The following is a 15361-nucleotide window of genomic DNA, read 5'->3' on the forward strand; positions in this document are numbered from 1 at the left end:
TCGAGAAGGCCTTGAGTAGCTGCAAAAGAGGGGAATTTCGGGCCAGGCTTACGGGGGTGAGCCCTGACCCGAAAATGCAAAAGCCCCGTCCGGCGCGATGCCGGACGGGGCTTTTTTTACATCAACAGCTTGAACGCGCTATTACAGCAGCGGGATCGAGTAGCTGACGATCAGGCGGTTTTCGTCCTGGTCGCGTTGACCTGGGATGTCGTTGCGCCAGGTAGCGTTTTTCCACATGAAGCCCAGGTTCTTGGCCGGGCCTTCAGGAATAACGTAACCGATGGTCAGATCGCGTTCCCACTCGGAAGCACCGGTACCGTTCTCACGACGGTTGGAGCCAACGGTGTCGATATCATCGCCACGCAGGTAGACCAAACCGGCGGTCAAGCCAGGCAGGCCGACTTTGGCGAAGTCATACGAGTAGCGTGCTTGCCAGGTTTTCTCGCCGGCACGACCGAACTTCTGGATCTGCATGTCGGTGATGGTGTAGTTCGACGAACCGTCGCCCTGGTTCAGCCAAGGGAAGTCGGAGCTGCCGTTGGAAACCTGGTAGCCGCCACCGAAGGTGTGGCCTTCAACGGTGTACAGGAACAGGCCGCTGTACAGATTGTTGTCGATCGGGCCTTTGCCGCTGACGTTGCCGACGTAGTTACCGTTACCGAAGTAGGCTGCGGTGTTGCCATTGGCGCCGTCGTCGCTGCTGTGGAAGTAGCGGAAGTCAGACTTCAGCACGCCCGGGCCGATTGCCCAGTTGTGAACCAGACCCAGGAAGTGTTGCTTGTAGAAGTCTTCCAGGTTGCCGTAGTAGTACTGGGCAGTCAGGTCCTTGGTGATTTTGTAGTCACCACCGGCGTAGTAGAACTTGTTGCTGTTGGCAACGCGAGCGTTCGCACCACCAACGGACAGGTTCTCGTTGTTGCTGGAGTTACGACCTTTCACTGCTTCGATCTGACCAGCGACCAGGGTCAGGTCCTTGATCTCGCCGGAAGTGATCTGGCCACCCTGCCAGGTTTGTGGCAGCAGACGACCGTCGTTTGTCACGATGACCGGGTTCTTCGGCTGCAGGGTACCCAGCTTCAGTTCGGTCTGGGAGATCTTGGCCTTGGCGGTCAGGCCCAGGCTCGAGAAGTTATCAACAGCTTCGCCGTTGGACTTGCTCGGGAAAACAGTGCCACCGTAGGAAGTCGAGGTTGCACCGTTGGTGCCGCCGCCCGAATCCAGGCGCACGCCCAGCAGGCCGATGGCATCGATACCGAAGCCTACGGTGCCTTGGGTGTAACCGGAGATGAAACGCAGATCGAAGCCTTGGCCCCATTCTTCGTTCTTGTTCTGCGCGCCAGCCGCTTTGGTGCCGGAGTCACGGTTGTCAGTGTTGATGTAGAAGTTGCGCAAGCCCAGAGTGGCCTTGCTGTCTTCGATGAAACCGGCGGCGCCTGCCTGCTGCGCCATAACCCCTACGGCCACAGCCAGGGCCAAGGTGGACTTGTTCATGTAAAGCTCCTCTCGTTTCTAATTCTTGTGTTCCTGGCCCGGGGTCTGATGCCCTGGATCCTAAGATGCGCGATTAGCGCCAGACCGTGACTGACAAGTCAATCGTAACCTTGTGTGTCTACGACCAAGGTCTAATCGCAGTGATTTGGTCCGTGCAGAGTAAAGATTTCCTGATAAACCCAAAAAGAATTTATTCATTCTTTTTCATATCATTCGGGAATATGGCCACTATCTAGCCATCTTCGCCCGGATACAACGTATCGGCGACTAAGCTCATTCCTAAATGGTATTTGTTAGCCTTTTTTTATATCGATTAGCTTTGGCGCAACCCCAATTCGTCAAACCCTATCGAAAAGGCGACGCCATGATGGCTAAACGCGCACTATCTAGTCAATTTGTTACAGTTTGTGTGTCGACGCTGATTTGTTTTTCCGCGCAGGCTGCCAACCTCACCATCGGTTATCAAACCGGGATCGACCCCAGCAAAGTCCCCCAGGCCGACGGCACTTACGAAACAACCATCGGCCAGAAGATCGACTGGCGACGCTTCAATAGTGGCCCGGAAGTTGTGACAGCCATTGCCTCCGGCGATGTGCAGATCGGCAACCTCGGCTCCAGCCCGTTGGCAGCGGCCGCTTCACGCAATCTGCCGATCGTCGCCTTCATTGTTTCAGCGCAGATCAATGCCGCCGAGGCCTTGGTGGTGCGTAATGGCAGCGGCATCAATAGCCCGCAGGATCTGGTCGGCAAGACCATCGCCACGCCCTTCGTTTCCACGTCCCATTACAGCCTGCTCGGCGCACTCAAGCACTGGGGCCTGGACACCTCGAAAGTCAAAGTGGTGAACCTGCAACCGGCGGAAATCGCCGCAGCCTGGAAGCGTGGGGATATCGATGGCGCATTTGTCTGGTCACCTGCACTGGGCGAAATCCGCAAGACCGGCAAGACCCTGACCGATGCTGCACAAGTCGGCCAATGGGGCGCCCCGACGTTCGAAGTCTGGGTCGCGCGCAAGGACTACGCCGAGAAACATCCTGAGGTGGTAGCCAAATTTGCCAAAGTCACTTTAGACGCGTTTGCCGATTACGCCAGCCATAAAGACAGCTGGACGGCCGACTCGGCGCCGGTACAGAAAATCGCCAAATTGACCGGTGCCAACGCCGCCGACGTGCCGGAATTGCTCGCCGGTTCCGCGTTCCCTGATGCCAAGGCGCAGCAATCAACTGCACTGCTGGAAGGCGGTACGGCGAAGGCGATTGGTGAGACGGCGAAGTTTTTGAAGGAACAAGGCAAGGTCGAGACGGTGCTGCCGGACTACTCGCCGTACGTCAGTGCGAAGTTTGCAACCGAAAACAATTGAATAGGTGGTGAGGGGATTCATCCCCAATGGACTGCGCAGCAGTCCCCTGCTTTTGGTGAAGCGGGGCCGCTGCGCGGCCCATCGGGGATGAATCCCCTCACCACAAGAATCCCTCGGTATCTTCAGAGGGTCTTTTCGAAGATCTTCGAGTTGCGCTGATAGTTGTACAGCGACGCCCGCGCCGCCGGCAGGCGCTCGACACTGCTAGGTTCGAACCCGCGCTCGCGGAACCAGTGCGCCGTGCGGGTGGTGAGGACGAACAGGGTTTTCAACCCTTGCGCCCGGGCACGGGTCTCGATGCGCTCCAGCAGCTCATCGCCGCGACCACCGTGGCGATACTCCGGATTCACCGCCAGGCACGCCAGCTCACCGGCATCCGAATCGGCAATCTGGTACAACGCCGCACAGGCGATGATCATCCCTTCGCGCTCGACCACGCTGAACTGCTCGATCTCGCGCTCCAGCACTTCGCGCGAACGACGCACCAGAATCCCCTGCTCTTCCAGCGGACTGATCAAATCGAGCAAACCACCGACGTCTTCAATCGCCGCCTCGCGCACCAGTTCGAATTGCTCCTGAGCGACCAGTGTGCCGCCACCGTCGCGGGTGAACAGTTCGGTCAGCAGCGCGCCGTCTTCGGCGTAGCTGACGATATGGCTGCGCGCGACACCGCCACGGCAAGCCTCGGCAGCAGCATCCAGCAGTTCCGCCTGATAGTTATTGCCCAGACGCGCCAGATGCGCAGGCACCTGTTGCGGACGCAGTTCGCGCACCAGTTTGCCGTTCTCGTCGATCAGACCGAGGTCGGCGCCGAACAGCAGCAGCTTGTCGGCACCGAGGTCGATGGCGGCGCGGGTGGCGACGTCTTCGCAGGCGAGGTTGAAGATTTCCCCGGTCGGCGAGTAGCCCAGCGGCGACAGCAACACGATCGAACGCTCGTCGAGCAGACGATTGATGCCTTTGCGATCGACCCGGCGCACTTCACCGGTGTGGTGATAGTCGACGCCTTCGAGCACGCCGATCGGCCGCGCGGTCACAAGGTTGCCGCTGGCCACCCGCAAGCGCGAGCCCTGCATCGGCGACGAGGCCATGTCCATCGACAGCCGCGCTTCGATAGCGATACGCAGCTGACCGACCGCGTCGATCACGCACTCCAGCGTTGCCGCATCGGTGATGCGCATGCCGTGGTGGTAGTGCGGGGTCAGGCCGCGCGCAGCGAGGCGGGTTTCAATCTGCGGGCGCGAACCGTGGACCAGCACCAGGCGCACGCCGAGGCTGTGCAACAGCACGAGGTCGTGGACGATGTTGCCGAAGTTCGGATGCTCAACGCCGTCGCCGGGCAGCATGACGACGAAGGTGCAGTCGCGGTGGGCATTGATGTAAGGGGACGCGTGACGAAGCCAATTGACGTATTCGGGCATGAACCTGGGCCTGTAATAAATAGCAGCCGAAAAAAGGGCGAAACGGAAAACGCACAGCGGGCTGATGGTTATCGTCGGAACAGGCTTGGCGACACGCGCGCTCTCCTCATGAATACGGGTTGGGGTGCTGGCAATTTACAGCGTTTGGTCAGACAAAACACCGTCCCCCCTGTGGGAGCGGGCTTGCTCGCGAAAGCGGTGAGTCAGTCGACATCGATGTACCTGATACAGCGCTTTCGCGAGCAAGCCCGCTCCCACAGGTGGACATCATCGTTTGTCCGGGTTCAGGCAATAATGTTCAATCAACTGCCGCAATAGCTGCACGGTAGGCTGCAAACGTGACATTTCAAGGTATTCGCCGGGCTGGTGTGCGCAGGCGATGTCGCCAGGGCCGAGCACGATGGTTTCGCAGCCAAGGCTCTGAAGATAAGGTGCTTCGGTGCCGAACGCTACTGCTTCGGCACTATGCCCAGTGAGCTTTTCAGCAATGCGCACCAATTCGGCGTCTTCGGCCTGCTCGAATGGCGGCACTTCCGGGAACAACGGCTGGTAGTCGATCTTCACCTGATGACGTTCCGCAACCGGATTGAGCTTGCGCAGGATTTCCGCACGTAGGACTTTCGGGTCCATGCCCGGCAACGGGCGCAGATCGAACTCCAGCGAACACTGGCCGCAGATGCGATTCGGATTGTCGCCGCCATGAATACAGCCGAAGTTCATGGTCGGCTGTGGAACGCTGAACTGCGGGTTGTTGAATTCACGCTGCCATAGCAGACGCAAACCGCGCAGCTCGCCAATGGCATCGTGCATCGCTTCGAGGGCGCTGTGGCCCAGGCGCGGATCCGACGAATGGCCGCTCTGCCCGAGGATATCGATGCGCTCCATCATGATGCCCTTGTGCATGCGGATCGGCTTGAGCCCGGTCGGCTCGCCGATCACGGCCGCACGGCCCAGTGGCTTGCCGGCCTCGGCCAGCGCGCGGGCACCGGACATCGAGCTCTCTTCATCACAGGTGGCGAGGATCAGCAGCGGTTGCTTGAACGGCTGGTCGAGCAGCGGCTGCACGGCCTCGATGATCAGCGCGAAAAAACCCTTCATGTCGCAACTGCCCAGCCCGACCCAGCGGCCATCGACTTCGGTGAGTTTCAGCGGATCGGTCTGCCACAGCGCATCGTCATAAGGCACGGTATCGCTATGCCCGGCCAGGACCAGGCCACCGGGGCCACTGCCGAAACTGGCGAGCAGGTTGAATTTGCCGGGGCTGACCTGCTGGATATCGCAGCTGAAGCCCAGATCGCCCAGCCAACCGGCGAGCAAATCGATCACCGCCCGGTTGGACTGATCCAGGCTCGGTTGGGTGCAACTGACCGACGGTGCGGCGATCAGTGCAGCGAACTGGTCTTGCATGGATGGCAAAGGCATCGCTGACTCCAACTCCCGATTTGAAGTCCATCATAGAGCCATCCGGCGCTCGGAATAAACCGCCGCAGGGCGTAGGAAGTTTGAGTCCTGTACACTGCACGGCCTTGGCAGCCACACATTCCCCCGGCTGCGCTCCCGATCCTGGATTTTCCGGCCATGCAGAAAGAAACCGAAATCAAACTCCGCGTCAGCCGCGAAACCCTCGCTGCCCTGCGCGAGCACCCGCTACTGAAAAAACGCAACAAAAATGGCTGGGAACGCCGTGAGTTGATGAACCAGTACTTCGACACCCCCGAGCGCGATCTGGCTCAGGCCAAAGTCGCCCTGCGCCTGCGCAAGGACGGTGACGAAGTGATTCAGACCCTCAAGACCCGCGGCCAGAGCGTGGCCGGTCTGTCCGAGCGTAATGAGTACGACTGGAAATTGCCCAAAGCCAAGCTCGACGTGAAGAAACTCGACGGCGAATGCTGGCCCGAGGCGCTGGCCGAGCTGGACAAGAAAACCCTGAAGCCGATCTTCACCACCGATTTCGTCCGCGAGCGCGCGGAAATCGCCTGGGGCCGCGGCAAGGCCAAAGTGGTGATCGAAGCCGCGCTGGACCTCGGTCACGTGGTGGTCGGCAAACAGAAAGAAGAAATCTGCGAGCTGGAACTGGAACTGCGCGAAGGCGAGCCTGCCGCGTTGCTGGAACTGGCCGCCGAACTGGCCGAAACCCTGGCCCTGATGCCGTGCGACATCAGCAAGGCCGAACGCGGCTACCGTCTGTACGACGCCAACAGCTACTCGCTGAGCCTGCCCGCGCCGCAACTGACCCCGGAAACCCAACTCGACGACGCCTTCGCCGCGCTGGCCTGGCACTTGCTCGGCAGCAGCCAGCGTCTGGCCGAACAATATCGCTTCAACGGCCACTGGCGCCTGCTGCAGGACTGGGTCGAGAACCTCGCGGAAATGCGCGCCCTGCTCAGCAGCCTCGGCCAGGCCGCACCGCGTCCGGCCACTCACGACCTGCGCGTGGCGCTGGATGCACTGCTGGAAGACTGGCGCCCGCTGGTGCAGGTCGGCATCGAAGACGAAGACGTACGCAAGGCCGCGCCGGAGCAATTCCTCGAAGAACTGGAAGACCCACGCTGGGGCCTGTTCTCGCTGACTGTTTCGCGCTGGCTGCTGGCCCGCACCTGGGCCGCCGAGCGCAACACCCGCGGCAACCGCCAGGGCGCCGCGCAACTGCACAGCTGGCTGCCGCGCATGCTCGGCGAAGAAGCCACGTCCCTGCAACTGCAGCGCTATCAGCAGCAGCCGGAAGATCTGGCCGAGCAACTGCCGCGCATCGAACGCATCCAGGTCTGGCTGCACCATGCGCGTAACGTGCTGGAGATCGCGGAAATGGATCGCCTGTACGGCGAGCTGAACAAACTGGCGCAACTGGCCAACGAGCCGACGATCACTGACGAACTGCTCGATGCGCGCAAGCAGCAGGCGATTGCGGTTTATCAGAATCGTGCGTGGAAAATGCTGCTGCGTATGTAATGACTGTGTGGTGAGGGGATTCATCCCCGATGGACTGCGCAGCAGTCCCTGCTTTCTACTAAAGCGGGGCCGCTTCGCGACCCATCGGGGATAAATCCCCTCGCCACGGAGGCCATCCGTGCTAGACCGGGAGGCTGGTCGTCGACTTGATCTCCGACAGCGCCACAATCGAGTTCACCTCCTGAATCCCTGGCACCAGCGACAGCTTTTCGAAGAAGAATCGCTCATACGCCTCGATGTCCGCCGCGACAATGCGCAACAGAAAGTCCACCGCGCCCATCAACACATAACACTCCAGCACTTCCGGAAAACCGCGAATCGCCTCGGTGAATTCGGTGAAGTTCGAACGCCCGTGGGCGTTGAGTTTGATCTCGGCGAAGATCTGCGTGTTCAGGCCGATCTTCTTGCGATCAAGCAAGGTCACCTGACCGCGAATGATCCCCTCCTCCTTCATCCGCTGAATCCGCCGCCAGCACGGCGATTGCGACAGCCCCACCTGCTCGGCGATCTGCGCGCTGGACAGTGACGCGTCCTCTTGCAGCAAGGCGAGAATCCGCCGGTCGTAGCTGTCCAGCTCGCTGTGCATAATCAATCCTCAAAATGATAATTTTCCGAATTACTCATGCCGAGCAATCCGCGAATTCGCTCATCTTAGACAAGAAATGCCCGGCATCGAATGTAAAAATTCCTCCACTGACTCTGGAGACCGGATATGCCTCACCTCGAAGCCGTGAATACCCCCGCGCCCCGCGCCGATGTGTGGAACGTCAACAATGCCCACTGCTGTGCGCGTTATCAGTTGCTCGCCGAAGCCGAGCCGGATCTGTTGGTGCGGGTGCTGAATCTGTTTGCGCTGCAATTCCTCACGCCGCAGCAGGTCCACGTCGAACGGCTCGACGATCTGCTGTCGATCGATATCGTCATTGATGGTCTGAGCTGGCATCGCGCCCAGGTGATTGCGGAAAAACTTCGTAACCTGATCAGTGTCTGCTCGGTGAACCTGCAAGACGCCGACACGGCGTGGGCTGCGCCGGCCCAGGCGTCCGGCTGACAAATCCGGCAACGGCTTTGTCGGGTAGTGGCCCAACAGTCTGCGGGGCCACGACTATCCTTTGCGCACAGTCGTTCAAAAGGAGCCCGCATGTCCGTTCAACTCGCCACTCAGGACCGCTGGCTGGATCTCAACGATGTGTTGCGTGAACTGGTCGCCCAGGGTTTTATCAGCCAGGACTCGGCGGAGCAGGCGCTCAACGCCCGCCGCCGCCATGCGACCCACGGCCAGCAACATCCGCTGGAGTTCATCGCCAGCCAGCAACTGGATGACCTCAGCCGTCCAGGCAAACATCTGGACCTGGAAAGCCTGACCCTGTGGCTGGCGCAGCAGGCCGGCCAGCCGTACATGCGCATCGACCCGTTGAAGATCAACGTAGCCGCAATCACCCCGCTGATGTCCTACGCCTTTGCCCAACGGCACAAGATTCTCGCGGTGGCGGTCGACCGCGATGCGGTGGTCGTGGCCAGCGCCCAGCCCTACGTCACCGGTTGGGAGGCTGACTTGACCCACGTGCTGAAGCTGCCGATCAAACGGGTGGTCGCCAACCCGGTGGATATCCAGCGTTTCAGCGTCGAGTTCTTTCGCCTGGCCAAATCGGTCAGCGGCGCCAGCACTGCCGACGCGCAGAGCGGTAACCTCGGCAACTTCGAACAACTGCTCAACCTCGGCGCCAGCGATCAGGAACCGGACGCCAACGACGCGCACATCGTCAACATCGTCGACTGGCTGTTCCAGTACGCCTTCCAGCAGCGCGCCAGCGATATCCACATCGAACCGCGCCGCGAACAGGGCACCGTGCGTTTCCGCATCGACGGCGTGCTGCACAACGTCTATCAATTCCCGCCGCAGGTGACCATGGCGATCGTCAGTCGCCTGAAAAGCCTCGGGCGGATGAACGTCGCCGAGAAGCGCAAACCCCAGGACGGCCGGGTCAAGACCAAAACCCCGGACGGCGGCGAGGTGGAGCTGCGGCTCTCAACGCTGCCCACCGCGTTTGGCGAAAAAATGGTCATGCGGATCTTCGACCCGGAAGTGCTGCTCAAGGACTTCGATCAGTTGGGCTTTTCCGCCGACGACCTGCGCCGCTGGCAGGACATGACCCGCCAGCCTAACGGCATCATTCTGGTCACCGGACCAACCGGCTCGGGCAAGACCACCACGCTGTACACCACACTGAAAAAACTGGCGACGCCGGAGATCAACCTCTGCACCATCGAAGACCCGATCGAAATGGTCGAGCCGGCGTTCAACCAGATGCAGGTGCAGCACAACATCGACCTGAGCTTCGCCGCCGGCGTGCGCGCGCTGATGCGGCAAGACCCGGACATCATCATGATCGGCGAGATCCGTGACCTGGAAACCGCAGAAATGGCGATTCAGGCGGCACTCACCGGCCACCTGGTGCTGTCGACCCTGCACACCAACGATGCCCCCAGCGCGATCAGTCGGCTATTGGAACTCGGCGTGCCGCACTATCTGATTAAAGCCACGGTGCTCGGGGTCATGGCCCAGCGTCTGGTGCGCACCCTGTGCCCGCACTGCAAGGCGCCGCTGACGCTGGAAGAGGAAGACTGGCAAACCCTGACACGGCCCTGGCAGGCGCCGCTGCCGGGCAATGCGCAACGCGCTATCGGTTGCCTGGAGTGTCGCGACACCGGTTATCGCGGACGCGCCGGGGTCTACGAAATCATGCAGTTGAGCGATAGCCTCAAAGCGCTCATCACCCCCGACACCGACCTCACCGCCATCCGCCGGCAAGCCTTCAAGGAAGGCATGCGCAGCCTGCGCCTGTCGGGTGCGCAGAAGGTCGCGGCGGGGCTGACCACCCTCGAAGAAGTGCTGCGGGTGACACCGCAGAGCGAGCAGAAATAGGCCACTACGGAACCGGATTGGCGAATCGTTATCCAACGCCGTAGTTAACCCCCAGGAGTCACTCAATCATGCGTCTCAAACTTGCTGTCGCCACCGTTGCCTTGCTGTCCCTTCCCGTTGGTTCAGCGATGGCCGACAGCTTTTGGCGTAACGTCATTTCGTCCGGCGCCACCACCGGTTCGACCTACCTGACCTTCAAGGATCACAAGCTGATCGTTGCCGCACAGGACGATGCCGGCAGCTTCGTTGCCAGCGATGGCGGCATCCGTGGGCCGTACCTGGAAGCAGCGATGCAGAAAGTCCGCGCCGACAATCCGGGCCTGCAGGCCACGGACATGGAACTGGCGAATGCGATTCTGGCGAAGAACGCAGTGGCCTCCGAGTAAGCCAGGCGCCAACAAAAATGCCGCTCGATCGAGCGGCATTTTTTTGCCCGTAATGTCGAATTCACCACAATACCCTGTGGGAGCGGGCTTGCTCGCGAATGCGGTGGGTCAGACGCATCCATTTTTCTGACACGACGCCTTCGCGAGCAAGCCCGCTCCCACTATGGCTCTGCGTGTTGCCTGAAGATCAGCGGTAATCGTCCACCGGGACGCAGGCACAAAACAGATTGCGATCCCCATAAACGTTATCCACCCGATTCACCGCCGGCCAATACTTGTGCGCCTTGGTGTGCGCATCCGGGGTGATCCCCTGCTCGATGCTGTAAGGCCGCTCCCACACTCCGGTGACATCCGCCAGGGTATGCGGCGCGCGCTTGAGCGGGTTGTCTTCCGCCGGCCAGTTGCCGTTCTGCACTTCGGTGATTTCCGCGCGGATGCTCAGCATCGCGCCGATGAAACGATCGAGTTCGGCCTTGGACTCGCTCTCGGTCGGCTCGACCATCAACGTCCCTGGCACCGGGAAGGACATGGTCGGCGCATGGAAACCATAGTCCATCAGGCGCTTGGCGACGTCCTCTTCACTGATCCCGGTCTGCGCCTTCAAGGGCCGCAGGTCGAGAATGCATTCGTGAGCGACCCGCCCGTTGCGCCCGGTGTACAACACCGGGAATGCGCCGGATAAATGCTGCGCCAGATAGTTCGCCGCGAGGATCGCCACTTCGCTGGCATCCGCCAGTTGCGGCCCCATCATCGCGATGTACATCCAGCTGATCGGCAAAATGCTCGCACTGCCCCACGGCGCCGCGCTGACTGCGCCGTTCTGTGGCAAAGGGACGTCAATCGGCACCACCGGGTGATTGGCAACGAACGGCGCCAGATGCGCGCGAATACCGATCGGCCCCATGCCCGGCCCGCCACCGCCGTGGGGAATGCAGAAAGTCTTGTGCAGGTTCATGTGCGACACGTCGGCGCCGATGTCCGCCGGCCGCGCCAGCCCGACCTGCGCATTGAGGTTCGCGCCATCCATGTACACCTGACCACCATGCTTGTGGATAACTTCGCAGATTTCGCTGATGCCCTCCTCGTACACACCATGGGTCGACGGATAGGTCGCCATCAGGCACGACAACTTGTCCCCCGCCTCGGCAGCCTTGGTTTTCAGGTCGTCCAGATCGACGTTGCCGGCCTCGTCGCACTCGACGATCACCACGCGCATCCCGGCCATCTGCGCCGAGGCCGGGTTGGTGCCGTGCGCCGAGGACGGGATCAGGCAGATATCCCGCGCGCCCTGCTGCCGGCTCTCGTGATATTTGCGAATCGCCAGCAGCCCGGCGTACTCGCCCTGAGCGCCGGAGTTGGGCTGCATGCAAATCGCATCGAACCCGGTGATCGCGCACAACCAACGCTGCAGTTCTTCAATCATCAAGGTGTAACCGACCGCCTGTTCCCGTGGCGCGAACGGGTGCAGGTTGGCGAACTGCGGCCAGGTGATCGGGATCATCTCGCTGGTGGCGTTGAGTTTCATGGTGCAGGAGCCCAGCGGGATCATCGACTGGTTGAGCGCCAGATCCTTGTTCTCCAGTTGCTTGAGGTAGCGCAGCATCTCGGTTTCGCTGTGGTGCGCATTGAACACCGGATGGCCCAGGTACGGCGTGTTGCGCTGCAGGTGGTCGGGAATGCCGGAAACCAGTGTTTCTGCGTCAATGTCGTCGACGTTCAAACCATGATCGGCACCGAGCAGCACGTCGAACAGTTTGGCCACCGTGCTTTCATCGCACGTCTCGTCGAGGCTCAAGCCGACTCGGCCACGGCCGAGAATCCGCAGGTTGATCTGCGCAGCCTTGGCGCTATCGATGATCGCGCTCTGCGCGCCGCCAACCTCCAGCGTGAGGGTGTCGAAAAACTGTGCGTTGACCCGCGCAATACCATGGCGCTCAAGGCCCGCCGCCAGGATGCAGGTCAAGCGGTGCACGCGCTGGGCGATGCGTTTCAAGCCTTGCGGCCCGTGATACACCGCGTAGCAACTGGCGATGTTGGCCAGCAGCACCTGCGCGGTGCAGATGTTCGAGTTGGCCTTCTCGCGGCGAATATGCTGCTCACGGGTTTGCAGGGCCATGCGCAATGCGACGTTGCCACGAGCGTCTTTCGACACGCCGATGATCCGCCCCGGAATCGCCCGTTTGTACTCCTCGCGACTGGCAAAAAACGCCGCATGCGGGCCACCGTAGCCCATCGGTACGCCAAAGCGCTGGGACGAACCGAACACGACATCCGCGCCCAATTCACCCGGCGGTGTCAGCAGCAACAGGCTCAGCAGATCGGTGGCGACACACGCTAACGCCTGCTGCGCGTGTAACTGATCGATGACCGGACGCAGATCACGGATCTCGCCGTGAGTGTCGGGATACTGCAGCAACGCGCCGAACACCTGATGCTGGTTGAGGTTATCCACAGCGTCGATGATCAGCTCGAAGCCGAAACCTTCGGCGCGGGTTTGCACCACGGAGATGGTTTGCGGATGACAGTTCTCATCGACGAAAAACAGATTGCTCTTCGACTTCGCCACACGCTTGGCCAGCGCCATGGCTTCTGCAGCGGCGGTGGCTTCGTCGAGCAAAGAGGCGTTGGCCAGTTCAAGACCGGTGAGGTCGATGGTCAGTTGCTGAAAATTCAACAACGCTTCGAGACGGCCCTGGGCGATCTCCGGTTGATACGGGGTGTACGCGGTGTACCAGCCGGGATTTTCCAGCACGTTGCGCAGGATGACGGTCGGCGTCAGCGTGCCGTGGTAGCCCATGCCGATCAGGCTGGTCCAGACCTGATTCTGCTCGGCGTAACCGCGCAGCTTGGCCAGCGCCGCCTGCTCATCAAGGGCCGGCGGCAAGTCCAGCGCCCGATTCAGGCGAATGCCCGGCGGCACCGTCTGCTCGATCAGTTCGACCCGGCTGCCCAGACCGAGGCTGTCGAGCATCGCCTGTTGTTCGGCGGCGTCGGGGCCCAAATGGCGGCGCAGAAAGGCTTCGGGGTCGCGTAACTGGCTCAAGGATGGCAACTGGGACATGACGGGCTCTCTCTTGGCTGGCGCTCGGCGTCAATGCAACACGGTCAAACCAGCATAGCAGCCGATCCCGACGCGCACGGCTTGGCGGCAGAGGGGGTTCCGGGGCATGCTGTAGCGCCTGCATCAGGCGTCCAACTTTCGGATGATCGAATCCTCATGAGCCAACTGCCGTTCCTGCCGTTTTCCAAACCTGTCATTGATGAAGCCACGATTGCCGCCGTCGGCGATGTGCTGCGCTCCGGCTGGATCACCAGCGGGCCGAAGGTCCAGGCCTTTGAAGCACAACTGTCGGAATACTTCGGCGGGCGCCCGGTGCGCACCTTCAACTCCGGCACCTGCACCATGGAAATCGCCTTGCGCATCGCCGGCATCGGGCCGGGTGACGAAGTGATCACCACGCCGATTTCCTGGGTCGCCACCGCCAACGTGATCCTCGAAGTCGGCGCCACACCAGTGTTTGCCGACATCGATCCGGTGACCCGCAACATCGATCTGGACAAGCTCGAAGCGGCGATCACCCCACGCACCAAAGCAGTGATTCCGGTGTACCTCGCCGGCCTGCCGGTGGACATGGAACGCTTGTACGCCATCGCCCGCAAACACAACTTGCGCATTGTCGAAGACGCCGCTCAGGCCCTGGGTTCGAGCTGGAACGGCCAGCGCATCGGCGCCACCGGCGATTTCGTGTCGTTCAGCTTTCAGGCGAACAAGAACGTCACCTGCTCCGAGGGCGGCTGCCTGGTGCTGAACACCCCGGAAGAGGCGCGGCTGGCGGAGAAGTACCGCTTGCAGGGCGTGACCCGCAACGGCTTTGATGGTCTGGACGTCGACGTGCTCGGCGGCAAGTTCAACATGACCGACATCGCCGCCACCATCGGCCTCGGCCAGTTCGCCCATATCGAGGCGCTGACCGCCCATCGTCAGGAACTGGCCCGGCACTACTTCAAATGTTTTGGCGATGACTTTGAAGCGACTTATGGCGCCCAACTGCCACCGGCGGACTTCACCCAGAGCAACTGGCACCTGTTCCAACTGGTCCTGCCGGAGCGCAAGGACGGCTTGCCGGCCCGCGCCACGTTCATGGAGCAGATGCAGGCCAAAGGCATCGGCATCGGCTATCACTACCCGCCGATCCACTTGCTGAGCCTGTACCGCGAGCGCGGGTTCAAGGAAGGCATGTTGCCAGTTGCCGAGCGCGTTGGGCGCTTGATCGTGTCATTGCCGATGTTCACCACCATGACCAAGGACGACGTCGAGCGTTCGGTGGCGGCAGTGAAAGCGGTATTGCGCGACGCCTGATCGACGCCTACAAAAAAGCCCCGAGAGATCGGGGCTTTTGCAGTATTACAGTCTGCTTATTCGCCGATGGCAGCCTTGTAGGCAGCAGCGTCCAGCAGCTTGTCCAGCTCGGCCTTGTCGCTTGGCTGGAGCTTGAAGATCCATGCGGCGTACGGATCGTTGTTCAGCTCTTCCGGCGAGTCAGCCAGCGTTTCGTTGACCGCGATCACTTCACCGCCGATCGGGGAGTAGATGTCGGACGCGGCCTTCACCGACTCGACAACACCGGCAGCCTCACCGGCAGCAAACACCTTGCCGACTTCGGCCAGTTCAACGAACACCACATCGCCCAGCGCTTCCTGCGCGTGATCGCTGATGCCCACGGTAACGGTGCCGTCGGCTTCCAGGCGTGCCCATTCATGACTTTCGGCAAAACGCAGTTCGGCGGGGATATTGCTCATGCTCGGTGTCCTCAAGAAAATTGTCAGC

The 15361-nt window shown here is 61.1% G+C and carries 12 protein-coding genes; 6 read left to right on the forward strand and 6 right to left on the reverse strand.

Features of this window, described 5'->3' with window-relative positions:
- Positions 1-141: 141 nt before the first annotated feature.
- Positions 142-1491 (reverse strand): OprD family porin, encoded by a 1350-nt coding sequence (locus tag E4T63_RS26930; RefSeq protein WP_096797605.1) that lies wholly within the window; start codon positions 1489-1491, stop codon positions 142-144.
- 364 nt (positions 1492-1855) lie between these two features.
- On the opposite strand from E4T63_RS26930, the gene tauA reads away from it, so the two are divergent.
- Positions 1856-2851, forward strand: coding sequence for a taurine ABC transporter substrate-binding protein (gene tauA, locus E4T63_RS26935; RefSeq protein WP_135296798.1), 996 nt, complete (start codon positions 1856-1858; stop codon positions 2849-2851).
- 122 nt (positions 2852-2973) lie between these two features.
- Here tauA and argA read toward each other — a convergent pair whose 3' ends face one another.
- Entirely contained in the window at positions 2974-4272 is a 1299-nt protein-coding gene (argA, locus tag E4T63_RS26940; RefSeq protein ID WP_007967974.1) for an amino-acid N-acetyltransferase, read from the reverse strand.
- A gap of 267 nt (positions 4273-4539) precedes the next feature.
- On the reverse strand, positions 4540-5694 hold the full coding sequence (gene argE / locus E4T63_RS26950) for an acetylornithine deacetylase (protein WP_135296799.1): 1155 nt from the start codon (positions 5692-5694) through the stop codon (positions 4540-4542).
- A 156-nt stretch (positions 5695-5850) separates the two neighbouring features.
- Between argE and E4T63_RS26955 the strand changes: the two genes are divergently transcribed.
- The gene (locus E4T63_RS26955; protein WP_027610504.1) at positions 5851-7221 is read left to right on the forward strand and encodes an inorganic triphosphatase; all 1371 of its coding nucleotides are present in this window, start codon (positions 5851-5853) and stop codon (positions 7219-7221) included.
- 121 nt (positions 7222-7342) lie between these two features.
- On the opposite strand, the gene E4T63_RS26960 is transcribed toward E4T63_RS26955, so the two are convergent.
- Positions 7343-7807 carry an Lrp/AsnC family transcriptional regulator gene (locus E4T63_RS26960; RefSeq protein WP_027610503.1) on the reverse strand — a complete coding sequence of 155 codons (465 nt, stop codon included), beginning with the start codon at positions 7805-7807 and terminating at the stop codon, positions 7343-7345.
- Positions 7808-7933: 126 nt separating this feature from the next.
- On the opposite strand from E4T63_RS26960, the gene E4T63_RS26965 reads away from it, so the two are divergent.
- The 3 genes from E4T63_RS26965 (at position 7934) to E4T63_RS26975 (ending at position 10533) form a co-directional block, all read left to right on the forward strand.
- Positions 7934-8272, forward strand: coding sequence for a hypothetical protein (locus tag E4T63_RS26965; protein ID WP_096796142.1), 339 nt, complete (start codon positions 7934-7936; stop codon positions 8270-8272).
- Between the two features lie 90 nt (positions 8273-8362).
- Positions 8363-10147: a GspE/PulE family protein gene (locus tag E4T63_RS26970; protein WP_007967966.1), complete on the forward strand. Its 1785-nt coding sequence runs from the start codon at positions 8363-8365 to the stop codon at positions 10145-10147.
- 65 nt (positions 10148-10212) lie between these two features.
- Positions 10213-10533 carry a DUF2388 domain-containing protein gene (locus tag E4T63_RS26975; RefSeq protein WP_177409030.1) on the forward strand — a complete coding sequence of 107 codons (321 nt, stop codon included), beginning with the start codon at positions 10213-10215 and terminating at the stop codon, positions 10531-10533.
- A gap of 187 nt (positions 10534-10720) precedes the next feature.
- Here E4T63_RS26975 and gcvP read toward each other — a convergent pair whose 3' ends face one another.
- A complete protein-coding gene (gene gcvP, locus E4T63_RS26980; RefSeq protein ID WP_135296800.1) occupies positions 10721-13594 on the reverse strand; it encodes an aminomethyl-transferring glycine dehydrogenase in 2874 nt (957 codons plus the stop codon).
- A 156-nt stretch (positions 13595-13750) separates the two neighbouring features.
- On the opposite strand from gcvP, the gene E4T63_RS26985 reads away from it, so the two are divergent.
- A complete protein-coding gene (locus E4T63_RS26985; protein WP_098966167.1) occupies positions 13751-14893 on the forward strand; it encodes a DegT/DnrJ/EryC1/StrS family aminotransferase in 1143 nt (380 codons plus the stop codon).
- A gap of 56 nt (positions 14894-14949) precedes the next feature.
- Here the strand turns inward: E4T63_RS26985 and gcvH are convergent, their stop codons facing one another.
- Positions 14950-15333 carry a glycine cleavage system protein GcvH gene (gene gcvH / locus E4T63_RS26990; protein WP_098966169.1) on the reverse strand — a complete coding sequence of 128 codons (384 nt, stop codon included), beginning with the start codon at positions 15331-15333 and terminating at the stop codon, positions 14950-14952.
- Positions 15334-15361 lie beyond the last annotated feature (28 nt).

Source organism: Pseudomonas fluorescens (assembly GCF_004683905.1).
In the GTDB taxonomy this organism is placed as follows: Bacteria; Pseudomonadota; Gammaproteobacteria; order Pseudomonadales; family Pseudomonadaceae; genus Aquipseudomonas; species Aquipseudomonas putida_A.

Bases quoted from the DNA above. Each gene is read 5' to 3' on its own strand.
- E4T63_RS26965 (WP_096796142.1), top strand. From the start codon at position 7,934: ATGCCTCACCTCGAAGCCGTGAATACCCCCGCGCCCCGCGCCGATGTG.
- E4T63_RS26960 (WP_027610503.1), bottom strand. From the start codon at position 7,807: ATGCACAGCGAGCTGGACAGCTACGACCGGCGGATTCTCGCCTTGCTG.
- tauA (WP_135296798.1), top strand. From the start codon at position 1,856: ATGATGGCTAAACGCGCACTATCTAGTCAATTTGTTACAGTTTGTGTG.
- E4T63_RS26930 (WP_096797605.1), bottom strand. From the start codon at position 1,491: ATGAACAAGTCCACCTTGGCCCTGGCTGTGGCCGTAGGGGTTATGGCG.
- gcvP (WP_135296800.1), bottom strand. From the start codon at position 13,594: ATGTCCCAGTTGCCATCCTTGAGCCAGTTACGCGACCCCGAAGCCTTT.
- E4T63_RS26955 (WP_027610504.1), top strand. From the start codon at position 5,851: ATGCAGAAAGAAACCGAAATCAAACTCCGCGTCAGCCGCGAAACCCTC.
- gcvH (WP_098966169.1), bottom strand. From the start codon at position 15,333: ATGAGCAATATCCCCGCCGAACTGCGTTTTGCCGAAAGTCATGAATGG.
- E4T63_RS26985 (WP_098966167.1), top strand. From the start codon at position 13,751: ATGAGCCAACTGCCGTTCCTGCCGTTTTCCAAACCTGTCATTGATGAA.
- argE (WP_135296799.1), bottom strand. From the start codon at position 5,694: ATGCCTTTGCCATCCATGCAAGACCAGTTCGCTGCACTGATCGCCGCA.
- E4T63_RS26970 (WP_007967966.1), top strand. From the start codon at position 8,363: ATGTCCGTTCAACTCGCCACTCAGGACCGCTGGCTGGATCTCAACGAT.
- argA (WP_007967974.1), bottom strand. From the start codon at position 4,272: ATGCCCGAATACGTCAATTGGCTTCGTCACGCGTCCCCTTACATCAAT.